At 70.1% G+C, this 16,546-nt stretch carries 17 protein-coding genes; 3 read left to right on the top strand and 14 right to left on the bottom strand.

The features are described from left to right. Window positions 1-28: 28 nt before the first annotated feature. The 5 genes from ACIO52_RS01300 to ACIO52_RS01280 all read right to left on the bottom strand — a co-directional run bounded on the left by ACIO52_RS01300 (window position 29) and on the right by ACIO52_RS01280 (window position 5,588). Window positions 29-1,600: a bifunctional uroporphyrinogen-III C-methyltransferase/uroporphyrinogen-III synthase gene (locus tag ACIO52_RS01300; protein ID WP_218716626.1), complete on the bottom strand. Its 1,572-nt coding sequence runs from the start codon at window positions 1,598-1,600 to the stop codon at window positions 29-31. Then, window positions 1,597-2,667, bottom strand: a complete 1,071-nt coding sequence (gene hemC / locus ACIO52_RS01295; protein ID WP_218716625.1) for a hydroxymethylbilane synthase — start codon at window positions 2,665-2,667, stop codon at window positions 1,597-1,599. The genes ACIO52_RS01300 and hemC overlap by 4 nt, the downstream gene beginning before the upstream one ends. Further along, window positions 2,664-4,139, bottom strand: coding sequence for a glutamyl-tRNA reductase (locus ACIO52_RS01290; protein ID WP_218716624.1), 1,476 nt, complete (start codon window positions 4,137-4,139; stop codon window positions 2,664-2,666). Before ACIO52_RS01290 ends, hemC begins: the two co-directional genes overlap by 4 nt. 76 nt (window positions 4,140-4,215) lie before the next feature. Further along, window positions 4,216-5,100: a redox-sensing transcriptional repressor Rex gene (locus ACIO52_RS01285; RefSeq protein ID WP_316576201.1), complete on the bottom strand. Its 885-nt coding sequence runs from the start codon at window positions 5,098-5,100 to the stop codon at window positions 4,216-4,218. Window positions 5,101-5,306: 206 nt separating this feature from the next. After that, entirely contained in the window at window positions 5,307-5,588 is a 282-nt protein-coding gene (locus tag ACIO52_RS01280) for a glutaredoxin family protein (protein WP_218716622.1), read from the bottom strand. Window positions 5,589-5,772: 184 nt separating this feature from the next. Between ACIO52_RS01280 and ACIO52_RS01275 the strand changes: the two genes are divergently transcribed. Next, window positions 5,773-6,702: an HAD family phosphatase gene (locus ACIO52_RS01275; protein WP_255587002.1), complete on the top strand. Its 930-nt coding sequence runs from the start codon at window positions 5,773-5,775 to the stop codon at window positions 6,700-6,702. Between the two features lie 15 nt (window positions 6,703-6,717). Here the strand turns inward: ACIO52_RS01275 and ACIO52_RS01270 are convergent, their stop codons facing one another. The 9 genes from ACIO52_RS01270 to ACIO52_RS01230 all read right to left on the bottom strand — a co-directional run bounded on the left by ACIO52_RS01270 (window position 6,718) and on the right by ACIO52_RS01230 (window position 15,180). Next, window positions 6,718-7,734: a lysophospholipid acyltransferase family protein gene (locus ACIO52_RS01270; RefSeq protein ID WP_316576202.1), complete on the bottom strand. Its 1,017-nt coding sequence runs from the start codon at window positions 7,732-7,734 to the stop codon at window positions 6,718-6,720. Continuing rightward, entirely contained in the window at window positions 7,731-8,765 is a 1,035-nt protein-coding gene (locus ACIO52_RS01265; protein WP_218716619.1) for an NAD-dependent epimerase/dehydratase family protein, read from the bottom strand. Before ACIO52_RS01265 ends, ACIO52_RS01270 begins: the two co-directional genes overlap by 4 nt. Before the next feature lie 237 nt (window positions 8,766-9,002). Further along, complete coding sequence (locus ACIO52_RS01260) at window positions 9,003-9,104, bottom strand: 30S ribosomal protein bS22 (RefSeq protein WP_003402602.1); 102 nt, start codon at window positions 9,102-9,104, stop codon at window positions 9,003-9,005. Between the two features lie 184 nt (window positions 9,105-9,288). Then, a complete protein-coding gene (locus tag ACIO52_RS01255) occupies window positions 9,289-9,558 on the bottom strand; it encodes a helix-turn-helix domain-containing protein (protein ID WP_255586995.1) in 270 nt (89 codons plus the stop codon). A 162-nt stretch (window positions 9,559-9,720) separates the two neighbouring features. Continuing rightward, window positions 9,721-10,539 carry a pyrroline-5-carboxylate reductase gene (gene proC, locus ACIO52_RS01250; RefSeq protein WP_402640634.1) on the bottom strand — a complete coding sequence of 273 codons (819 nt, stop codon included), beginning with the start codon at window positions 10,537-10,539 and terminating at the stop codon, window positions 9,721-9,723. 28 nt (window positions 10,540-10,567) lie between these two features. After that, window positions 10,568-11,434, bottom strand: coding sequence for a thioesterase family protein (locus ACIO52_RS01245; RefSeq protein ID WP_218716617.1), 867 nt, complete (start codon window positions 11,432-11,434; stop codon window positions 10,568-10,570). Between the two features lie 93 nt (window positions 11,435-11,527). Further along, window positions 11,528-12,394, bottom strand: a complete 867-nt coding sequence (locus ACIO52_RS01240; protein ID WP_374104825.1) for a sugar phosphate isomerase/epimerase family protein — start codon at window positions 12,392-12,394, stop codon at window positions 11,528-11,530. A gap of 15 nt (window positions 12,395-12,409) precedes the next feature. Beyond that, entirely contained in the window at window positions 12,410-14,200 is a 1,791-nt protein-coding gene (locus ACIO52_RS01235) for a hypothetical protein (RefSeq protein ID WP_402640630.1), read from the bottom strand. Then, the gene (locus ACIO52_RS01230) at window positions 14,197-15,180 is read right to left on the bottom strand and encodes a Ppx/GppA phosphatase family protein (RefSeq protein ID WP_218721983.1); all 984 of its coding nucleotides are present in this window, start codon (window positions 15,178-15,180) and stop codon (window positions 14,197-14,199) included. Before ACIO52_RS01230 ends, ACIO52_RS01235 begins: the two co-directional genes overlap by 4 nt. 65 nt (window positions 15,181-15,245) lie before the next feature. Here ACIO52_RS01230 and ACIO52_RS01225 point away from each other — a divergent pair, with 65 nt between their 5' ends. Continuing rightward, the gene (locus ACIO52_RS01225; protein WP_308248698.1) at window positions 15,246-16,124 is read left to right on the top strand and encodes a hypothetical protein; all 879 of its coding nucleotides are present in this window, start codon (window positions 15,246-15,248) and stop codon (window positions 16,122-16,124) included. Between the two features lie 70 nt (window positions 16,125-16,194). Then, window positions 16,195-16,524, top strand: coding sequence for a hypothetical protein (locus ACIO52_RS01220; protein ID WP_218721984.1), 330 nt, complete (start codon window positions 16,195-16,197; stop codon window positions 16,522-16,524). Window positions 16,525-16,546 lie beyond the last annotated feature (22 nt).

Raw genomic sequence — 16,546 nt, 5'->3', positions numbered from 1 at the left:
GGGCGGGCCTTCGGGCGGTCTCGGCAGGCTAGCGGCTGCTGCTGCGGCGGCTCTTCTTCCGCGGCGGCGGCAGCAAGCCCTCCGCGCGCAGGCGCGAGGCGTGCTCGGCCAGCGCCTCCACCAGCGGACCCACCTGCGCGGTCTCGGGCTGCACGTCCACCCGCAGGCCGAACTCGATCGCGGTCTCGGCCGTCTTCGGGCCGATGCAGGCGACGATGGTGCGCGCGTGCGGCTTGCCCGCGATGCCGACCAGGTTGCGGACCGTGGAGGACGAGGTGAACAGGACCGCGTCGAAGCCGCCGGTCTTGATCATCTCGCGGGTCTCCGCCGGCGGCGGCGAGGCGCGCACGGTGCGGTAGGCGGTGACGTCGTCGATCTCCCAGCCGCGCTCCCGCAGGCCCTCGGCGAGGGTCTCGGTGGCGATGTCGGCGCGGGGCAGCAGCACCCGGTTGACCGGGTCGAACACGTCGTCGTAGGGCGGGAAGTCGGCGAGCAGGCCCTCGGAGGACTGCTCACCGCTGGGCACCAGCTCGGGGTTGATGCCGAAGGAGCGCACCTTCTCCGCGGTGGCCTCGCCGACGCAGGCGATCTTCACACCGGAGAACGCCCGCGCGTCCAGGCCGAACTCGGCGAACTTCTCCCACACCGCGCGCACCGCGTTGGTGGAGGTGAACACCACCCACTGGTAGCGGCCGTCGACCAGACCCTTCACCGCGCGCTCCATCTGCGCGGGGCTGCGCGGCGGCTCGACCGCGATGGTCGGCACCTCCATCGGGATGGCGCCGTGGGTCACCAGCCGCTCGCTCATCTCGCCGGCCTGGTCCTTGGTGCGCGGCACCAGCACGGTCCAGCCATAGAGGGCACGCGACTCCCACCACGACATCTTCGAACGCTTGTCGACTTCCTTGCCGACCGTCACGACCAGTGGTCCGACCAGCTCGGAGGCGGCGTTGTTCAGCGTGGCCAGCGTGGCCTCGATGGTGCGCTGCTGCCGGGTGGTGCCGCGCACGGTCACCGCGACCGGGGTCTGCGGGGCCAGCCCGTGCTCGACCAGCGCGCTCGCGGTCTCGGCCAGGTGGCCGGAGGTGGCGCTGAGCACCAGCGGACCGGGCGCGGCGGCCAGCGCCGCCCAGTCGACCTCGCCGCGCACATCGGCCTCGGTGTGCCCGGAACCGAGGGCGATGCCGGCGTAGCTGGGCACCGCGGAGCCGTTGGGCAGACCCGGCAGCACCTCGAACACCATGTGCGAGCGGGTGACGGCGTTGACCTCGTTGATCACCGAATCGGTGGTCAACGGATCACCGGCGACGACGCGCACCACATCGTGGCCGTTGCGGGCCTCGGCGATCAGCGTCTTGGCCACCTCGGCGGGCTCGCCGAGCGCGGGCCGCACGTCGACCGGACGCTCGCCGTCCTCGGCCGCCTCCACGCCGAGGCCGATCAGGGCGAGCACGCCCTTGTCGACGTCGGGGTCGGTGAACGCCAGTGTCGCCCGCTCGAGCACCTCACGGGCGCGCACGGTCAGCAGGGCCGGGTCGCCGGGGCCGGATCCGACGAAAAGGATCCGCCCTGGTTGCTTCTTGGTGCCTCGGCTGCTCATCGGTTGTTCTCCATCGGGCTGGAATTGGTGAAGTCTGGGGCGGGAGTGTTCACCGCCTGTGTGGGGGAACCGACCTCCGGTTCCGGCTCGTCCGCGACGCTCAGCAGTGCGCGAGCGCCCAGATCCAGCAGTTCGCGCGCGAGCGTGCGGCCGAGCTCCTCGGCGTCGGCGGGCGCCCCGACGATCGAGGCTCGCAGCACATCGGAGCCGTCGATCGCGGCGGCACAAGCCCGCAACGACAGCTCCTCGAAGATGCGGCCGTCCTCGTCGATCGACTCGACGACCTCGGCGATCGCGCCGATCGGTGCGGTACAGCCCGCCTCGAGCTCACCGAGCAACGAACGCTCGGCCAGGACGGCGGCCCTGGTCGACGCGTCGTCGAGGCCGGTAAGGATCTCGATGAGTTCCTGGTCGTCGCTGCGGCACTCGACCGCGAGGGCACCCTGCGACGGCGCGGGCAGCATCTGCACCGGCTCGAGCGACTCGGTGATCGCGTCGGTCCGCTCGATCCGGGACAGGCCGGCGCGGGCGATGACGATCGCGTCGAGCTCGCCCTCGCTCACCTTGCGCAGCCGGGAGTCGATGTTGCCGCGCAGGGGGACGATGTCGAGACCGAGGCCGAGCGCGCGCAGCTGGGCGGCGCGGCGCGGCGCGGAGGTGCCGACCTTGGCGCCCGCGGGCAACTCGCCGAGAACCAGGCCGTCGCGGGCCACCAGCGCGTCACGCGGGTCCTCGCGGGGCGGGATGGCGGCGATGGTGAAGCGCGGGTCCTGCGCGGTGGGCAGATCCTTATAGGAGTGCACCGCGATGTCGATGCCGCCGGCGGCGAGCTCGTCGCGCAGCGCCGAAGTGAACACGCCGACGCCGATCTTCTGCACCGGATCCGACGACAGGTCGCCGGGGGTCTTGATGACGACCAGCTCGGCGGGCTGACCCGCGGCGATCAGCGCATCGCGGATGGTGCCCGCCTGTGTCAGGGCGAGCAGGCTGCCGCGCGTGCCGATCCGCCACGGCGCACGAATGCTGCCTGCGGTCACGGTGTCCTCTTCCTGCACTGTCGTGGTCATGATGCGGTGTCCTCCTGCGCATGCCCGAGAGGCCCTGCGTGGTTACGCGGGCTGCCTCCTCCGGGCCTCGACTCGGTCATGCGGGACTGCCCGTCGCCGAGGTGTCCTGCGGTGAAGTCATCGGCCAGCGCGGACTCCGCCGCGGCGACCTCCATGGGAGCGGCAACCGCTTGCACCGCACCGGGTTTCAGCTCGAACAGCTCACGCAGCGCCTCGGCGTAGCTGTCGCCGCCCGGCGTGGAAGCCAGCTGCTTGACGCGCACCGTCGGCGCGTGCAGCAGCTTGTCGACGACACGGCGCACGGTGCGCGCCACCTCGTCGCGGGCCGGATCGGCCAGGTCGGGCAGCCGCGAATCCAGCCGCAGCAGTTCGGCTTCCACCACTTCGGCGGCCCGCTGCCGCAGCGCAGCCACCGTGGGGGTGACCTCCGCCATGCGTTGCCCGGCAAGGTATTTGGCGAGTTCATCGGCGACGATCTGACGCGCGGCGGCGGTGTCGTCGGCCGCGGCGCCCGCGGCCGGATCGCGCTGCAGCGATTCGATGTCGATGACGGCGACGCCGGGCAGCCCGGCCACGGCGTGCTCCACGTCGCGCGGCAGGCCGAGGTCGCAGAAGACCAGCGGCCGCTCGGCGGCTTCGGTGGTGGCCCGGCCCGCGAGCGCGCGGTGGGTGTCGGCCAGGGTGACGACCGCACCGACCGCGCCGGTACAGGTGATGACGACATCGGCGCCTGCCATCGCCTCGGTCAGCCGCGACATCTCCATGGCCTCGGCGTCGACCCCGTGCATGCTGCGTCCGGTCTCGGCGAGGCGCTGGGCACGGTCGAGCGTACGGTTGACGACCACGATCCGGCCGATCCCGGCCCGCGACAGATGCGCGACGGCCAGCCCGCCCATGGCACCGGCGCCGACCACCACCGCGGTACGGCCCGCGAGATCGCCGACGACGCCGCGCGCCCGGTCCAGCGCCACCGACACCACCGACGCGCCCGCCCGGTCGATCCCGGTCTCCGAGTGCACCCGCTTGCCGACCCGCAGCCCGTGCTGGGCCAGCTCGTGCAGGGTGCGCCCGACCGCCTGCTGCCCGTCGGCACTGGCGTAGGCGCTGCGGATCTGGCTGAGCACCTGCTGCTCACCGACGACCATCGAATCCAGGCCGCTGGCGACCGCGAACAGGTGCTCGGCGGCGGCTTCGCTGTAGCGCACGTAGGCGTGCCTGGTGAGGTCGCCGAGCGGCAGCCCGGAATGCTTGGTGAGCAGTTCGCTGACCTCGCCGAGCCCGCCGTGGAAGGCGTCGACCACGGCGTAGATCTCGACGCGGTTGCAGGTGGAGACGATCATCGCCTCGGACACGTGGCTGGAGGCGAGCAGCCGGTCGACCAGCTTCGGGCGGTCGGCCTCGCTGATCGCGACCTTCTCGAGCACCGAGACCGGCGCACTCCGGTGAGAAATTCCGACGAGCAGGACACTCATGACAGCACCTCGCTCGCGCTCGGCGCCGTCCTGCGCGTCCGCGCACTGGCCTGCTGATTCGCTCGCTGGCGCTCGCTCATGGCGTGATCACCGATCCCTTGGTGCTTGGCTCCGTTGCCGAATGCGGGGTGGCTGTGTGTGGAGTGGCTGAGCGCGGCGCGGTGCGGCGCGTAGGCCTGCCGCGCACCGGTTCGACCGGCGCGGGGTGCGTGAGGGCGGGATGGTTCTGCGCGGGAACCCGGCGCGCGATCCGGCCGGATCCGGCCTGCGCCACCTCGGGCAGGGCGGGCGCGTCGTTGCGAGCGGCGTCGAAGGAGAGCATCTGCAGCTCCATCGCCAGGTCGACGCGGCGGACCTCCACGTGGGCGGGTGCGCGCAGTTCACACGGGGCGAAGCTCAGGATGGACGGGAGCCCGGCGGCGACGAGCCGGTCACACACGTCCTGGGCGGCCTCGTCCGGCACGGCGAGCACCGCGATGGTCGGCGCGAGCGCCGGGATCTGCTCGGTCAACCGGTCGACATCGCGCACGACCAAACCGGCGTACGACTGGCCGATCACCGCGGAGTCGTTGTCGAAGATCCCGACCACGGTGAAGCCACGTACCCCGAAACCGCCGTAGCCGACCAGGGCGCGGCCCAGATTGCCCGCACCGATCAGCACCACCCGATGTCCTTGCGACAGACCGAGCACATCTTCGATCCTGGTGCGCAACTTGGCTACGTCATAGCCGACACCCCGCACACCGTTGGGTCCGAGGAAGGAAAGATCCTTGCGCAGCTTGGCCGAATTGACACCCGCCGCGACAGCCAGTTCCTCACTCGATACGATGGCTACACCCTCGTCGGCCAACCCGGCGAGAACCCGGAGATAGGTAGCAAGACGAGTCACCGTGGCCTGGGGGATATCCCTCTGAAGAGCCTTGCCGGAGACGCCACCGGGCGTCTCATGCTGCTCTGTCACGTCGTCGGCTCCTCGTGCCGGGCCTGATCACGGTCCGGTTCCTGTCGTTCGTTCACCGGTGTGGGTCACTGCGTCGCGAGAGCGCGACCGGTGCCATGGGGGGCTGTGCAAACCCGGTCACCGCCGCTGCTGAGCGCGGCGGTGCGGATTGCGTGCCACCACCGTAACCGCTTGTGCAGGCGTTCACAAAGTCGGTGAAATTGGCCTCATTTTCCGCCGCGACCAGCGAAACGGCTCAGGTCGGCCCGCAAACGCGGCTCGTCGACGTCGAAATAGCTGTGTTCACGGCCGTCCAACAGGACCACGGGCAGCCGATCGCCGTATTCTGCGCGGAGTCCGGGGTCACTGGCCGCCGCCTCGTCGACGTCGACGGTGTGCACCGGGAGACCGAAATCACCACAGATGGTCTCCAATTGCGCCAGTGCCGTGGTGCACAGGTAGCAGCCGGCGCGCGTCAACAGGGTCACGGTGGGTGTGGGATTAGTCATGAGCCCTATTTAATCCCCGAGCCCGCCGCGGCTTGTCGGTGAATCCGGTTACTGTGGACATGGTTCGCGCGACTAGCGGAGGGTACTGGTGCCGGAACGTTCGAAGGTGGCTAGGGCCGGATTCGTCGCAGGGCGATTCGGGGAGTTCCCTGCGCGGTGGCAGCCCAGCCGCCTCGGCCAGGAACTGCAGGAACAGTTCGCACGGCTGCCTCGCAGCCCGTTCGGGCCGAGCGAGGAGGAGCTGCGCGCCAATCTGGCCGGTGAGGCCAGTGCCGACGCCGCGCTCACCCTGCACGAGTCCGAACTCGCCGAACAGGGCGAGCCGACGGGCCCCGAAGTACCCCGCGATCTGACGGCGGCGGCGTTCTTCGACGTCGACAACACCCTGGTCCAGGGCGCCTCGATCGTGCACTTCGCCCGCGGGCTGGCCGCCCGCAAGTACTTCAAGACCTCCGACCTGGTCGACGTCGCCTGGAAGCAGGTGAAGTTCCGGGTCACCGGCAAGGAGAACTCCTCCGACATGGCCTCGGGCCGGGAGAAGGCGCTCAGCTTCATCGCGGGCCGTCCGACCGCGGAACTGGCCGCGCTCGGCGAGGAGATCTACGACGAGATCATCGCCGACAAGATCTGGCCCGGTACCCGCGCGCTCGCCCAGATGCACCTGGACGCGGGCCAGCAGGTGTGGCTGGTCACCGCGACGCCCGTGGAGCTGGCCAATGTCATCGCCAAGCGGCTCGGGCTCACCGGCGCGCTGGGCACGGTGGCCGAGAGCGTCGACGGCAAGTTCACCGGCCGCCTCGTCGGCGACATCCTGCACGGCCTCGGCAAGGCGCACGCGGTGCGCACGCTGGCCATCCGCGAGGGCCTCAACCTCAAGCGCTGCACGGCCTACTCCGACAGCCACAACGACGTGCCGATGCTCTCGCTCGTCGGCACCGCGGTGGCGATCAACCCCGATTCCGACCTGCGTGAGGTCGCCAAGAACCGGGGCTGGGAAATCCGCGACTTCCGCACCGGCCGCAAGGCCGCCAAGATCGGCGTGCCCACCGCGCTCGCGCTGGGCGCGGCGGGCGGTGCGGTCGCGGCGGCGGTCGCCCGACACCGCGAGCACTGAGCCACGGCGGCGCCGCTACCCCAGAACGGGGTTGCGGCGCTTGGCCAGCAGTTTGTAGAGGGTCTGCTGGATGGTCTCGCGGACCTGGTCGGTGACCTCGAACATCGTCATCGGGTCCTCGGCCTCTTCCGGCTCGTAGGCCGTGGTGGCGATCGGCTCGCCGAATTCGATGTACCACTTCGAGGGCAACGGGATCGCGCCCAGCGGGCCCAGGTGTGGGAACAGCGGGGTCACCGGGAAGTACGGCAGGCCGAGCAGACGAGCCAGCGGCTTGATGTCGGCCAGCTTCGGGTAGATCTCCTCCGAGCCGACGATCGAGCACGGGATGATCGGCACGCCGGTGCGCACGGCGGCCGAGACGAACCCGCCGCGCCCGAACCGCTGCAGCTTGTAGCGGTCGGCGTAGTTCTTGCCGACGCCCTTGAAGCCCTCGGGGAACACGCCCGCGATCTGGCCGGAGCGCAGCAGGCGCTCGGCGTCGGGGTGGCAGGCCAGGGTATGGCCCGCCTTGCGGGCCAGCGCGCCGAGCAGGGGCAGCTCGAAGATCAGGTCGGCGGCCAGCAGCCGCAGCGCCCGGTGGCTCGGATGCTTGTCGTGGATGGCCAGCTGCAGCATCAGCCCGTCGAGTGGAACGGTGCCCGCGTGGTTGGCGACGATCAGCGCCCCGCCGGTGGCCGGGATGTTCTCGATGCCGGCGACCTCGACCCGGAACCAGTAGTCCGACAGCGGCCGCAGCGCGGGCAGGATGACCGACTCGAGCAGGTGCTCGTCGTAGCCGAACTCGTCGACCGAGTAGTCGCCGGTGAGCCTGCGCCGGGCGAACTCCGCGGCGTTCTCGATCTGGCCCGCGACGGTGTCGCGGACGATGTCGGACAGGGTCTTGGGCGGCCGGGTCGGCATGCCCGGCCTGCGTTCACTCAGCGAGGTGACCGGAGTGGCCTGCGTCGGCTGGTCCGGCCAGCGACGCGCCTGCGGTCGTTGTCGGGTCTCGACATTCACGTCGAGACGAATGACTTTCGCTCCCTCGTTCATGTGTGCGCTCCCGAATCGGCCCCGATGAGGCCGAGCAGTTTGGTTTCCGCGGCGTCGATCCAAGCCGGATCGAAGACGGGCCGCAACGCTGCGCCCGCGATGAAGTCGTCGAATGCCTGGACAGTGGTCCAGCGTGGGGTGAAACCGAGTTCGGTCCGCATGCGGGTGGTATCCAACCCGCAACCGAAGTAGAAGTAGTCGGGTTGTTCACCGCTGAATCCGCGCATGACCGGGCCCATCAGCGTGCGCCCGACAGTGCGGAAAACGAAGAACGGCACCGGCGCGACAATACGGCCTGCCCTGCGGATCGCCTGGGACATGGCCAGCGCGCCGTCGCCCGCGATATTCACCGTACCGCCGTGTGCCCGAAATGCCGCGTGCACCAGGACGGCGACAGCGTCTTCTTCGTGCAGTAATTGCAGTCTGGCTTCGCGCCCGAGCACGGTCGGGGTGATCGGCGAACGCAGATATTGCACGCCGCGATCGGCCAGCCGGGGACCCACGATCGGCGCGAAACGCAGAATCGAGGCGGAAATATCGGGCCTGCGTCGCGCCATTCCGCGCACCAGTGCCTCGATATCGATCATGTCGCGCGCAAACCAACCGGCCGGTGGGGTACGCGCGCCCATTTCCTCGGTGAATTTCGCCGGATCCTTGGCGCTGCAGCCGTACACCGCCGAGGACGACCGGACGACAACGCGCCGCACCGACGGCGCCTTCTGACACACGGCGAGCAACTGCATCGTGCCGAGCACGTTGAGATCCTTCATCACCGCGCGACCGCCACCGGCGGGCGGACGGGTGAGCACGGCCGCGTGCACGACGGTGTCGACGTCGTTGCCCTCGACGACCTTGCGGATCAGCGGATTCCTGATGTCGGCGCGCACGAATTCGGCGCTGCCCATCCGACGGCGGAGCTCCCGGCTGGGGGTCATCGTGTCGACCGCGATCACGCGTTCGACACCCGGTTCCGCGGCGAGCCTGGACGCGACGTTGCCACCGAAGAAGCGGCTGGCTCCGGTCACCAGCACTACCTTCGGTACGTGTCGTTCCCGTGTATCGGAACTCGGACCTGGCCCCACTCAAAGCCCCCTGCTTCTCATGTATTCCCGCGTACCAGAGTAGCCGCATTCGTGCCACCCACCGACACGATCAACAAGCTTTTAACGAGGTCGACTCGTCAGCGCATGACGAGATTCACAAACCTGATCTTTTCAAAACGAGAGCCCGCCACCGCGATGGTGACGGGCTCTCGTAGGCACGCAGGCTTACTTGCCGAGTTTGCGCCGCTGCACACGCGTGCGGCGAAGCAGCTTGCGGTGCTTCTTCTTCGACATACGCTTGCGGCGCTTCTTGATCACAGAACCCATAGGGTTTCCTCGCGTTTCTCTACTCGGCATACACACGCGGTGTCGCGTGCGTCGTCTGGTGTCCGCGCCGCCGGGGCGCACCGGACACCACGAAGCGGTGCCACCGGCAGGCGGACACGAACCGAGGGTTCATGCTACCGGGACACCCGAGCAGCGACGAAACCGCCCTTGTGGCCGACCTAGGTCAGCCGGCGTCGAAGTACGACGTCTCCAGGTAGTCGTGCACCGCCTTCGCGTGCACCCGGAACGAGCGGCCGACCCGCACCGCGGGCAGTTCACCCGAGTGGACGAGTCGATACACCGTCATCTTCGACACCCGCATGAGATCGGCGACTTCGGCGACGGTGAGAAACTGTGTGCCACCGCCGATCACCGGTTGTCCCTGCGTGGAGCCGACCCGCGGAGTCGGGGAACCCGATCCGCCGCCCGACGCCGGTGAATTGCTTGCAGACATTCTGTTCGCAGACATCATGGCACCATTGACCTCCGGCACGTCCGCGCCGCCGGCTTCCCCACCGGCGGAACAGACACGCACGTGCTTCTACGAGCTTAGCGGGACCAGTGGGATTACTGCGACGGGTGTGAGAAATCGGTTTTCATCCCGGGTACCCGATCGTCATTCGTTCGACGCGCCCTGTTCCGCCGAGCGTTGCTTGGAGGCGTGCAGCGCCTCGATGAACGTCGACCGCACCGCACCACGTTCGAGCACCCGCAGCGCCGCCGCCGTCGTGCCGGCGGGTGAGGTGACCGCGGCCCGCAGATCGACCGCGTTCTGCCCGGTCTCGTCCAGCAGCGCCGCCGAGCCGATCATGGTCTGCACGACCAGCTGGCTGGCCACATCGCGCGTCAGCCCCAGGCTCACGCCGGCGTCGATCATCGCCTCGACGACGAGGAAGAAATACGCCGGCCCGGAACCCGACACCGCGGTGACCGCGTCCATCTGCGATTCGGCCACCGTCACCACCTTACCCACGGCCTCGAGCATCTCGCCGACGAGCTCGAGCTGCTCGGGGTCGGCGTAGCGGCCCGGCGCGAGCACGCTCATCCCCTGCCCGACCAGCATCGGTGTGTTCGACATGACGCGGACGACCGGGAAGCCCGCGGGCAGCTTGGACTCGAGCCGCGCGGTGGTGACACCGGCGGCCAGCGAGACCAGCACCTGCTCGCTGCCCGAGTCGAGGTCGGCCTTGGACAGGTCGGTGAGCACCGAGTCGACATCGCCGGGCTTCACCGCGACGACGACGATGTCGGCCCCGACGATCGCCTCGACGACCGAGCCGCTCACCCGCACCTTGAAGCGCTCGGCGAGCTGCGCGGCCCGCGCGGCGACCGGCTCGACGACGACCAGATCCTTGGTCGCCCGGCCGGACTCCAGCAATCCGGCGACCAGCGCCTCACCGATCCGACCGCCACCGACCACCGCAATTCTCGTCATGCAGTCAAGGTTAGTGGTGCGCCACCCCTCAGCGCGCCGCCGGGATCAAGGCCAGCTGGCGACTCTGCGCGACGACGGCGCCGGTGGAGTCGATCACCAGCTGGTCCTCGTCGAACATGCGCTCACCGACCTCACGGGCGGTCGCGATGACCCGCAGCCAGCCGGGGGCGGGGACGCGGCGCAGGTAGGTGGTCATCTGGACGGTCGGCGACCAGCCGAAATGCCCGAGGTTGATCGGCACCGGCGGGCTCATGTCGGCGGCCATCATGGCGAAGGCGGCGCGCACGCGCGGGTCGGTCTCGTCGCCGTCGAGCGGGCGGATCCACAGCCGGGCGCGGGGCGCGCCGGTCTCGCCGCGGGCGAAGTCGGCCCATGTCGCGTCCAGGTAGACCCGGGCCACCTCGCCGACGTGCACGATCTTGCCCATCGGCGAATCGGGGGTGTACTCGAGCGCGGTGGCGTCGGGCTCGGCGGGCATGTCGGTGCCGGTGTCGCTCCAGCGGGTGCCGTCGACGTCGAGGTGGCCGAAGGTGAAGGCGGTGCGCACGAGGGTGCGGCCGTTCTGGATCAGCTCGGCGTCGACCAGGCAGATCTGGCGGCCCTTCTTGCGCAGGTGGACCGCGTACTCGACCTCGCCGGGCTCAGGAGCGCCGAGGAAGTCGGAGCTGGCCGCGATCGGCGCCATCCGCGCGAGCGAGGCGTCGGACTCGGTGAGCCGACGGGTGGCCGCGGCCGCGCTGGCGGCGACCATGGTGCCGCCGTGCACCTTGGGACCGATGGTCCAGGCGGGCGCGATGATGCCGACGTAGCGCCCGGTCTCGGCATCGGTGGTGGGGAGCTCGGTCAGGTCGACGACCTGACTGAACGGCGCGTCGGTCGCGAGTTCTCGCGTCATCGTCACTCCTGGTCGCGGTTCACTGTAGTTCGTACAGCGTACAAGCATGCTATGCAAGGCACCATACTGCGGCGGTGTGACCGAGTCGATGGCTCAGGTGAGGTCGGCGTGGGTGGCACCGGTGAGGTGCCTGCGCGCGAAGTCGAGCGTGCGGCCGAGCAGGGCCGAGCGTTCGGCGGTGGTCCGCGCGGTCTGGGTGTTGATCTCGGCGACCGCGTGCCCGGTGAAGCCGGTGTGCACCAGGTGCTCGCACAGCTGCGCGCACGGCTGGGTGCCGTCGCCGGGGACCAGGTGTTCGTCGTGGGCGGCGCCGCGGCCGTCGGCCAGGTGCAGGTGCACCAGGCCCTCGCCCATCCGCCGGGCCAGCTCGAGCGCGTCGGCGCCCGCGGTCGCGGTGTGCGAGAGATCGAGGGTGTAGTGCTCGAAGCCGATGTCGGTCGGATCGAAGGACGGACTGAACGCGCTCACCGCGGGACCGGGCCCGGAGCGGCGTTCGAGCCTGCGCACCGCGCCCTCGCGGAACAGGGTGTCGGCCCGCATCGGGAACATGTTCTCCACCGCGACCTTGACCGGGTAGCTCGCCTCCAGCTCACCGACCTGGTCGGCGAAACCCTTGGCGTAACGGCGCTGCCAGCGAAACGGCGGATGCACCACCACGGTGTCGGCGTCGAGCGCCTGCGCGGTGCGCACGCTGCGCTCCAGTTTGGCCACCGGGTCGGCGCCCCAGACCCGTTGGGAGATCAGCAGACACGGCGCGTGCACCGCGAGCACCGGCACCCCGTAGCGCTTGACGTAGGACTGCACGGTCGCGATGTCCTGGCTGGCCGGTTCGGCCCACACCATCAATTCCACACCGTCGTAACCCAATTCGGCCGCATAGCGGAACGCCGCCTGGGTGTTCTCCGGATACACCGACGCCGTCGAGAGCCCGATTCCGATATCCGCCCGCGCGTTCCCCACAGCCCACTCCCTGCTTCAGCTGGTACTGAGGAGAAAGGCTAGCGGTCCGAGCGTCACGAAGACGCCTACGACGACGGCGATCACAGTGCTGTAGATGTCGTCGGTGCGGCGCAGTATCCGCACGAGGGCCACCAGTCCGAGGATGACCACCATGGCCAGGGCGAGCGCGACCCACGGCAGCGTCTCCCACATCGTCTCGAAACCCTTGAACAGCAACATTCCGGCGACCGCCGCGCCGGCGCTCTGGCCCGCCAGGATCAGCCACTGCCTGCGGTGGTCGTCCGCGGCGGCGCCGCGGGCCAGCCGGGAGACGCGCCCGCCCGCGCGACCGGCCGAGACCCGGCTCGCCGCGCGCGACTTGGCCCGGCTCGCCACCTTGGACGCGGCGGCCCTGGTCGCGGCCCGCCTGCTCGCCCTGGTCGGTTTCGGGTCGGGTTCGTAGCCGTCGTCGTAGTCGTCATCGTCGTAGGCGGCGTCGTACTCGCCGTCGGCGTAGTCCGCCTCGGAGTAGTCGTTGTCGACGTAGTCGCGGTCGACATAGTCGGACTCGGCGTAGTCGTCGGTGTCCGGCTCGGCGGCGCGATTGCCGCCGACGCGGTAGACCTCGGTACGGGCGTCGGCGTCGTCGGCGCGCTGGCGCAGCAGGTCACCGGCGACCGACTGACCCGAGACCATCGGCTGCTCCTGGCTGACCGGCGACCAGGCGGCCGTCGGGAACCCACCGCTCTCGGGCGCGGGCGGCGCCGGGTCGGGCCGGTGCCTGCGCGCCGACCAGGACGGCAACCCACCGGACTTGCCCGTCTCCGGCCCGCCGCGCCTGCGGTCCAGCGTGGGACGCTGATCGACCTCGGGCGCGGGCCAGCCGGTCCCCCTGGCCTGCGCGGCGTCCGCGGCGGGCGCGACGTTGTAGGCCTGGGTGGCGTCCACGTCGGCACGCGGGCCGAACTCGGGGAACGCGTTGAACCCGGGCGTGGCACCGGTACCGGGAAAGCCGCCGAATGCGGGGGCGGGGTCTTGGCGGCCGTTGAAGCCACGGGCAGGCTCGGGGCCGGGTGTGGGCGGTTCGAACGCGGGCTGGGCGTACCCGGGCGCCTCCGGCGACCACGCCGCGGGCGCGGCGGCGGCTTCCTCGGCGGCCTCGGCGGCCCGTCTGCGGGCGGCCCGGCCGCCGGTGGCGGGTGGTGCCTGCGGCGGTTCGGGCTCGGGCGCGTCGTCCGGGTCGGCCCGGCGACGACGGCCGCCGCCGACCGCGGGCAGGGCGCCGGAGCCGAACAGCTCGGCGATACCGGGATCGACCGGCTGGGCCGAGTTCGGCGCGCCCAGCCGGCCGGGACCGCGTCCGGCACCGCGCGACCCGCTCTCACGCGCCTCGGCGCGGAACGGGCCGAAGGGGTCGGCCGCCGGGCGCGGACCGGCCACGCCGAGCGGATCGTTCGGATCGGGAGCGGAGAACCCCGAGTGGGGATCGAAGCGGGTGATCGGCCCCGACATCGGCGAGAACGCCGGCTCGGCCGGGCCCGGCGGCGGATACGGCGCGGGCTGATAACTCGCGGGAGGTTCGTAGACGGGAGCAGGGGCGGGCTCGGGCTGATAGACCGGGGCGGGCGGCTCGGGGTCCGGAGCGGGCGCGGCGTGCGAGGTCGGCCGGACGGCCGCGTTCTCCCCGGTCAGATCATTGACCGAGAGTCCGCGACCACTACGCCGTCGCCTGCCACCGCCACCGCCGGCCGGCGGCGAGGCGCCCTGCGCGGCATTGCGCGCGAGTAGTTCGGCGACCGATAGCTGTTTCGAATCGTCACCGCTCATGCCGACTCCGCTCTCGCCACGGGGGCGACCGGCGGGGCGACGGCCGGACCCCCGTTCGGCTCGGTATCCAGCTTGCGCAGGATCAGGCCTTCACGCAGCGCCCATGGGCAGATCTCGATGCTGTCGAGCGACAACGCCCGCATACTCGCCTCCGCGACCAGTGCGCCGGCCACCAACTGCTGGGACCGGTCCGAACTCACGCCTTCCAGCTCCGCGCGGTCGGCCGCGGTCATCCGGGAGATGAACGCGATCAGCTGGCGCAAACCGGAGCTGGTCAGTGTACGGCGCACCCGCGGACCGGCGGCCGAGGGTGCCGCTCCGGTCAGCCTGGCCAGCGAGCGGAACGTCTTCGAGGTGCCGACGGCCAGGTCGGGCTTGCCCGCCTCGATGATGGTCTTGGTGGGGACGACGAGTTCGGCGTCGAGCCAATCGCGCAGGACCGCGATCTTGCGCTTGCCCGGCGGATCGTCGCGCAACCACTCCCTGGTCAGCCTGCCCGCGCCGAGCTGCAGCGACAGCGCGACATCGGGCTCCTCGTCGCCGCCGTTGGACATCTCCAGCGAGCCGCCGCCGATATCGAGGTTGATGATGCGGCCCGCGCTCCAGCCGAACCAGCGGCGCACCGCGAGGAAGGTCAGCCTGGCTTCGTCGTCGCCGGAGAGCACCTGCAGGTCGACCCCGGTCATGGCGCGCACCCGGGCCAGCACCTCGTCGGAGTTGGTGGCCTCACGCAGGGCCGACGTGGCGAACGGCATCAGCTCGACGCACTTGGAATTGCGCGCCAGATCGGCGAACTCGTCGATGGTCGCGATCAGCCGCGCCTCGCCCGCCTCGGTGATGCGCCCGTCGCCGTCCATGTTCTCCGAGAGCCGTAACGCCGACTTCGACGAGCTCATCGGCATCGGGTGACCACCACGATGCGCGTCCACCACGAGCAGGTGAACGGTATTGCTTCCGACATCGAGAACACCAAGCCGCACAGGAATACGGTACTTGGTGATCCGGTACTACAGGTCAGGCGACTGAACTGTTAGCGTCACAAGTTGTGACCGAAGGCGCATCTGGCACCGCGGAGACCCGGCTCCGACCTGGGCGAAAGATCGACCCGAGCCCCGAGGTCGAGCTCGACTTCCCCCGTGAGTGGATCGAGTTCACCGACCCAGCAAACGACGAGCACCAGATCGTCGCCGACCTGACCTGGTTGCTGTCGCGCTGGTCGTGCGTGTTCGGCACCCCCGCCTGTCAGGGCATCATCGCCGACCGCCCCGACGACGGGTGCTGCTCGCACGGCGCTTTCCTCGCCGACAAGGACGACCGCAAGCGCCTGGCCGGTGCTGTGAAGATGCTCACACCCGAGGACTGGCAGCTGATGGGCGAGGCCACCGAGAACGGCAAGGTGGTCAAGAAGGGTTACCTCGAACTCGACGAGCTCGAGGACGAACCGGCCCTGCGGACCCGCCGCTTCGACGGCGCCTGCATCTTCCTCAACCGGCCCGGTTTCGCCGCGGGCCCCGGCTGCGCGCTGCACATCATGGCCGTGCGCAAGGGCATCGAACCGCTCGAGGTGAAGCCCGACGTCTGCTGGCAGCTGCCGATCCGCCGCACCCAGGATTGGGTGGAACGCCCTGACGGAGAACAGATCCTGCGCACGGTGGTCACCGAGTACGACCGCCGCGGCTGGGGTCCCGGCGGGCTCGACCTGGATTGGTACTGCACCGGCTCACCCGACGCGCACGTCGGCGCCAAGCCGGTCTGGCAGTCCTACGGTCCCGAGCTGCGCGAACTGCTCGGCGCTCCCGCGTACGAGGAATTGGCGAAACTGTGCCGCCGTCGCGAGGGCCTCGGCCTGATCGCGGTGCATCCGGCGACGGTGGAGGCGGAGCGGATCCACCCCGAGGCTCACATTTCGAATCAGTCCGCGTGAAAACCTCGTAACCTGCTGGTTCACCCCGTGGTCATGCGCAAGTCACTCCGGTCGGGTTGGATCGTTATCCATGTCGAAGAAAGCGCTCTCCCTGGCGACCCTCGTGATCGGCGCCACCCTCTCCATGACCGGCCTGGCCAACGCCGAACCGAACGGTGACCCGGCCAAGTACGCGGACTTCACCTCGAGCTTCGTGAATTACAACTCCCCCGAGGCGCTGACCGCGGCGCAGGACGGCAAGTACATCATCGTCAGCCCGCAGGGCACCTCGACCACGATCGCCTGCCGTGGCACCGGCACCGACGTGGCGATCTACGACTGCATGCAGGAAGACCCGTGGGGCTGGGTCCCGCTGCGCAAGATCGACACCCCGCTCGGCGCCGCCTGGAGCACGATCTAATTCCCTCCGAACACGAGAGCCC

The organism is Nocardia sp. NPDC087230, from assembly GCF_044744725.1.
Classification (GTDB): Bacteria; Actinomycetota; Actinomycetes; order Mycobacteriales; family Mycobacteriaceae; genus Nocardia; species Nocardia canadensis.
The sequence above is the reverse complement of the archived record's forward strand: the minus strand, read 5'-3'. Positions and strand labels throughout refer to the sequence as shown.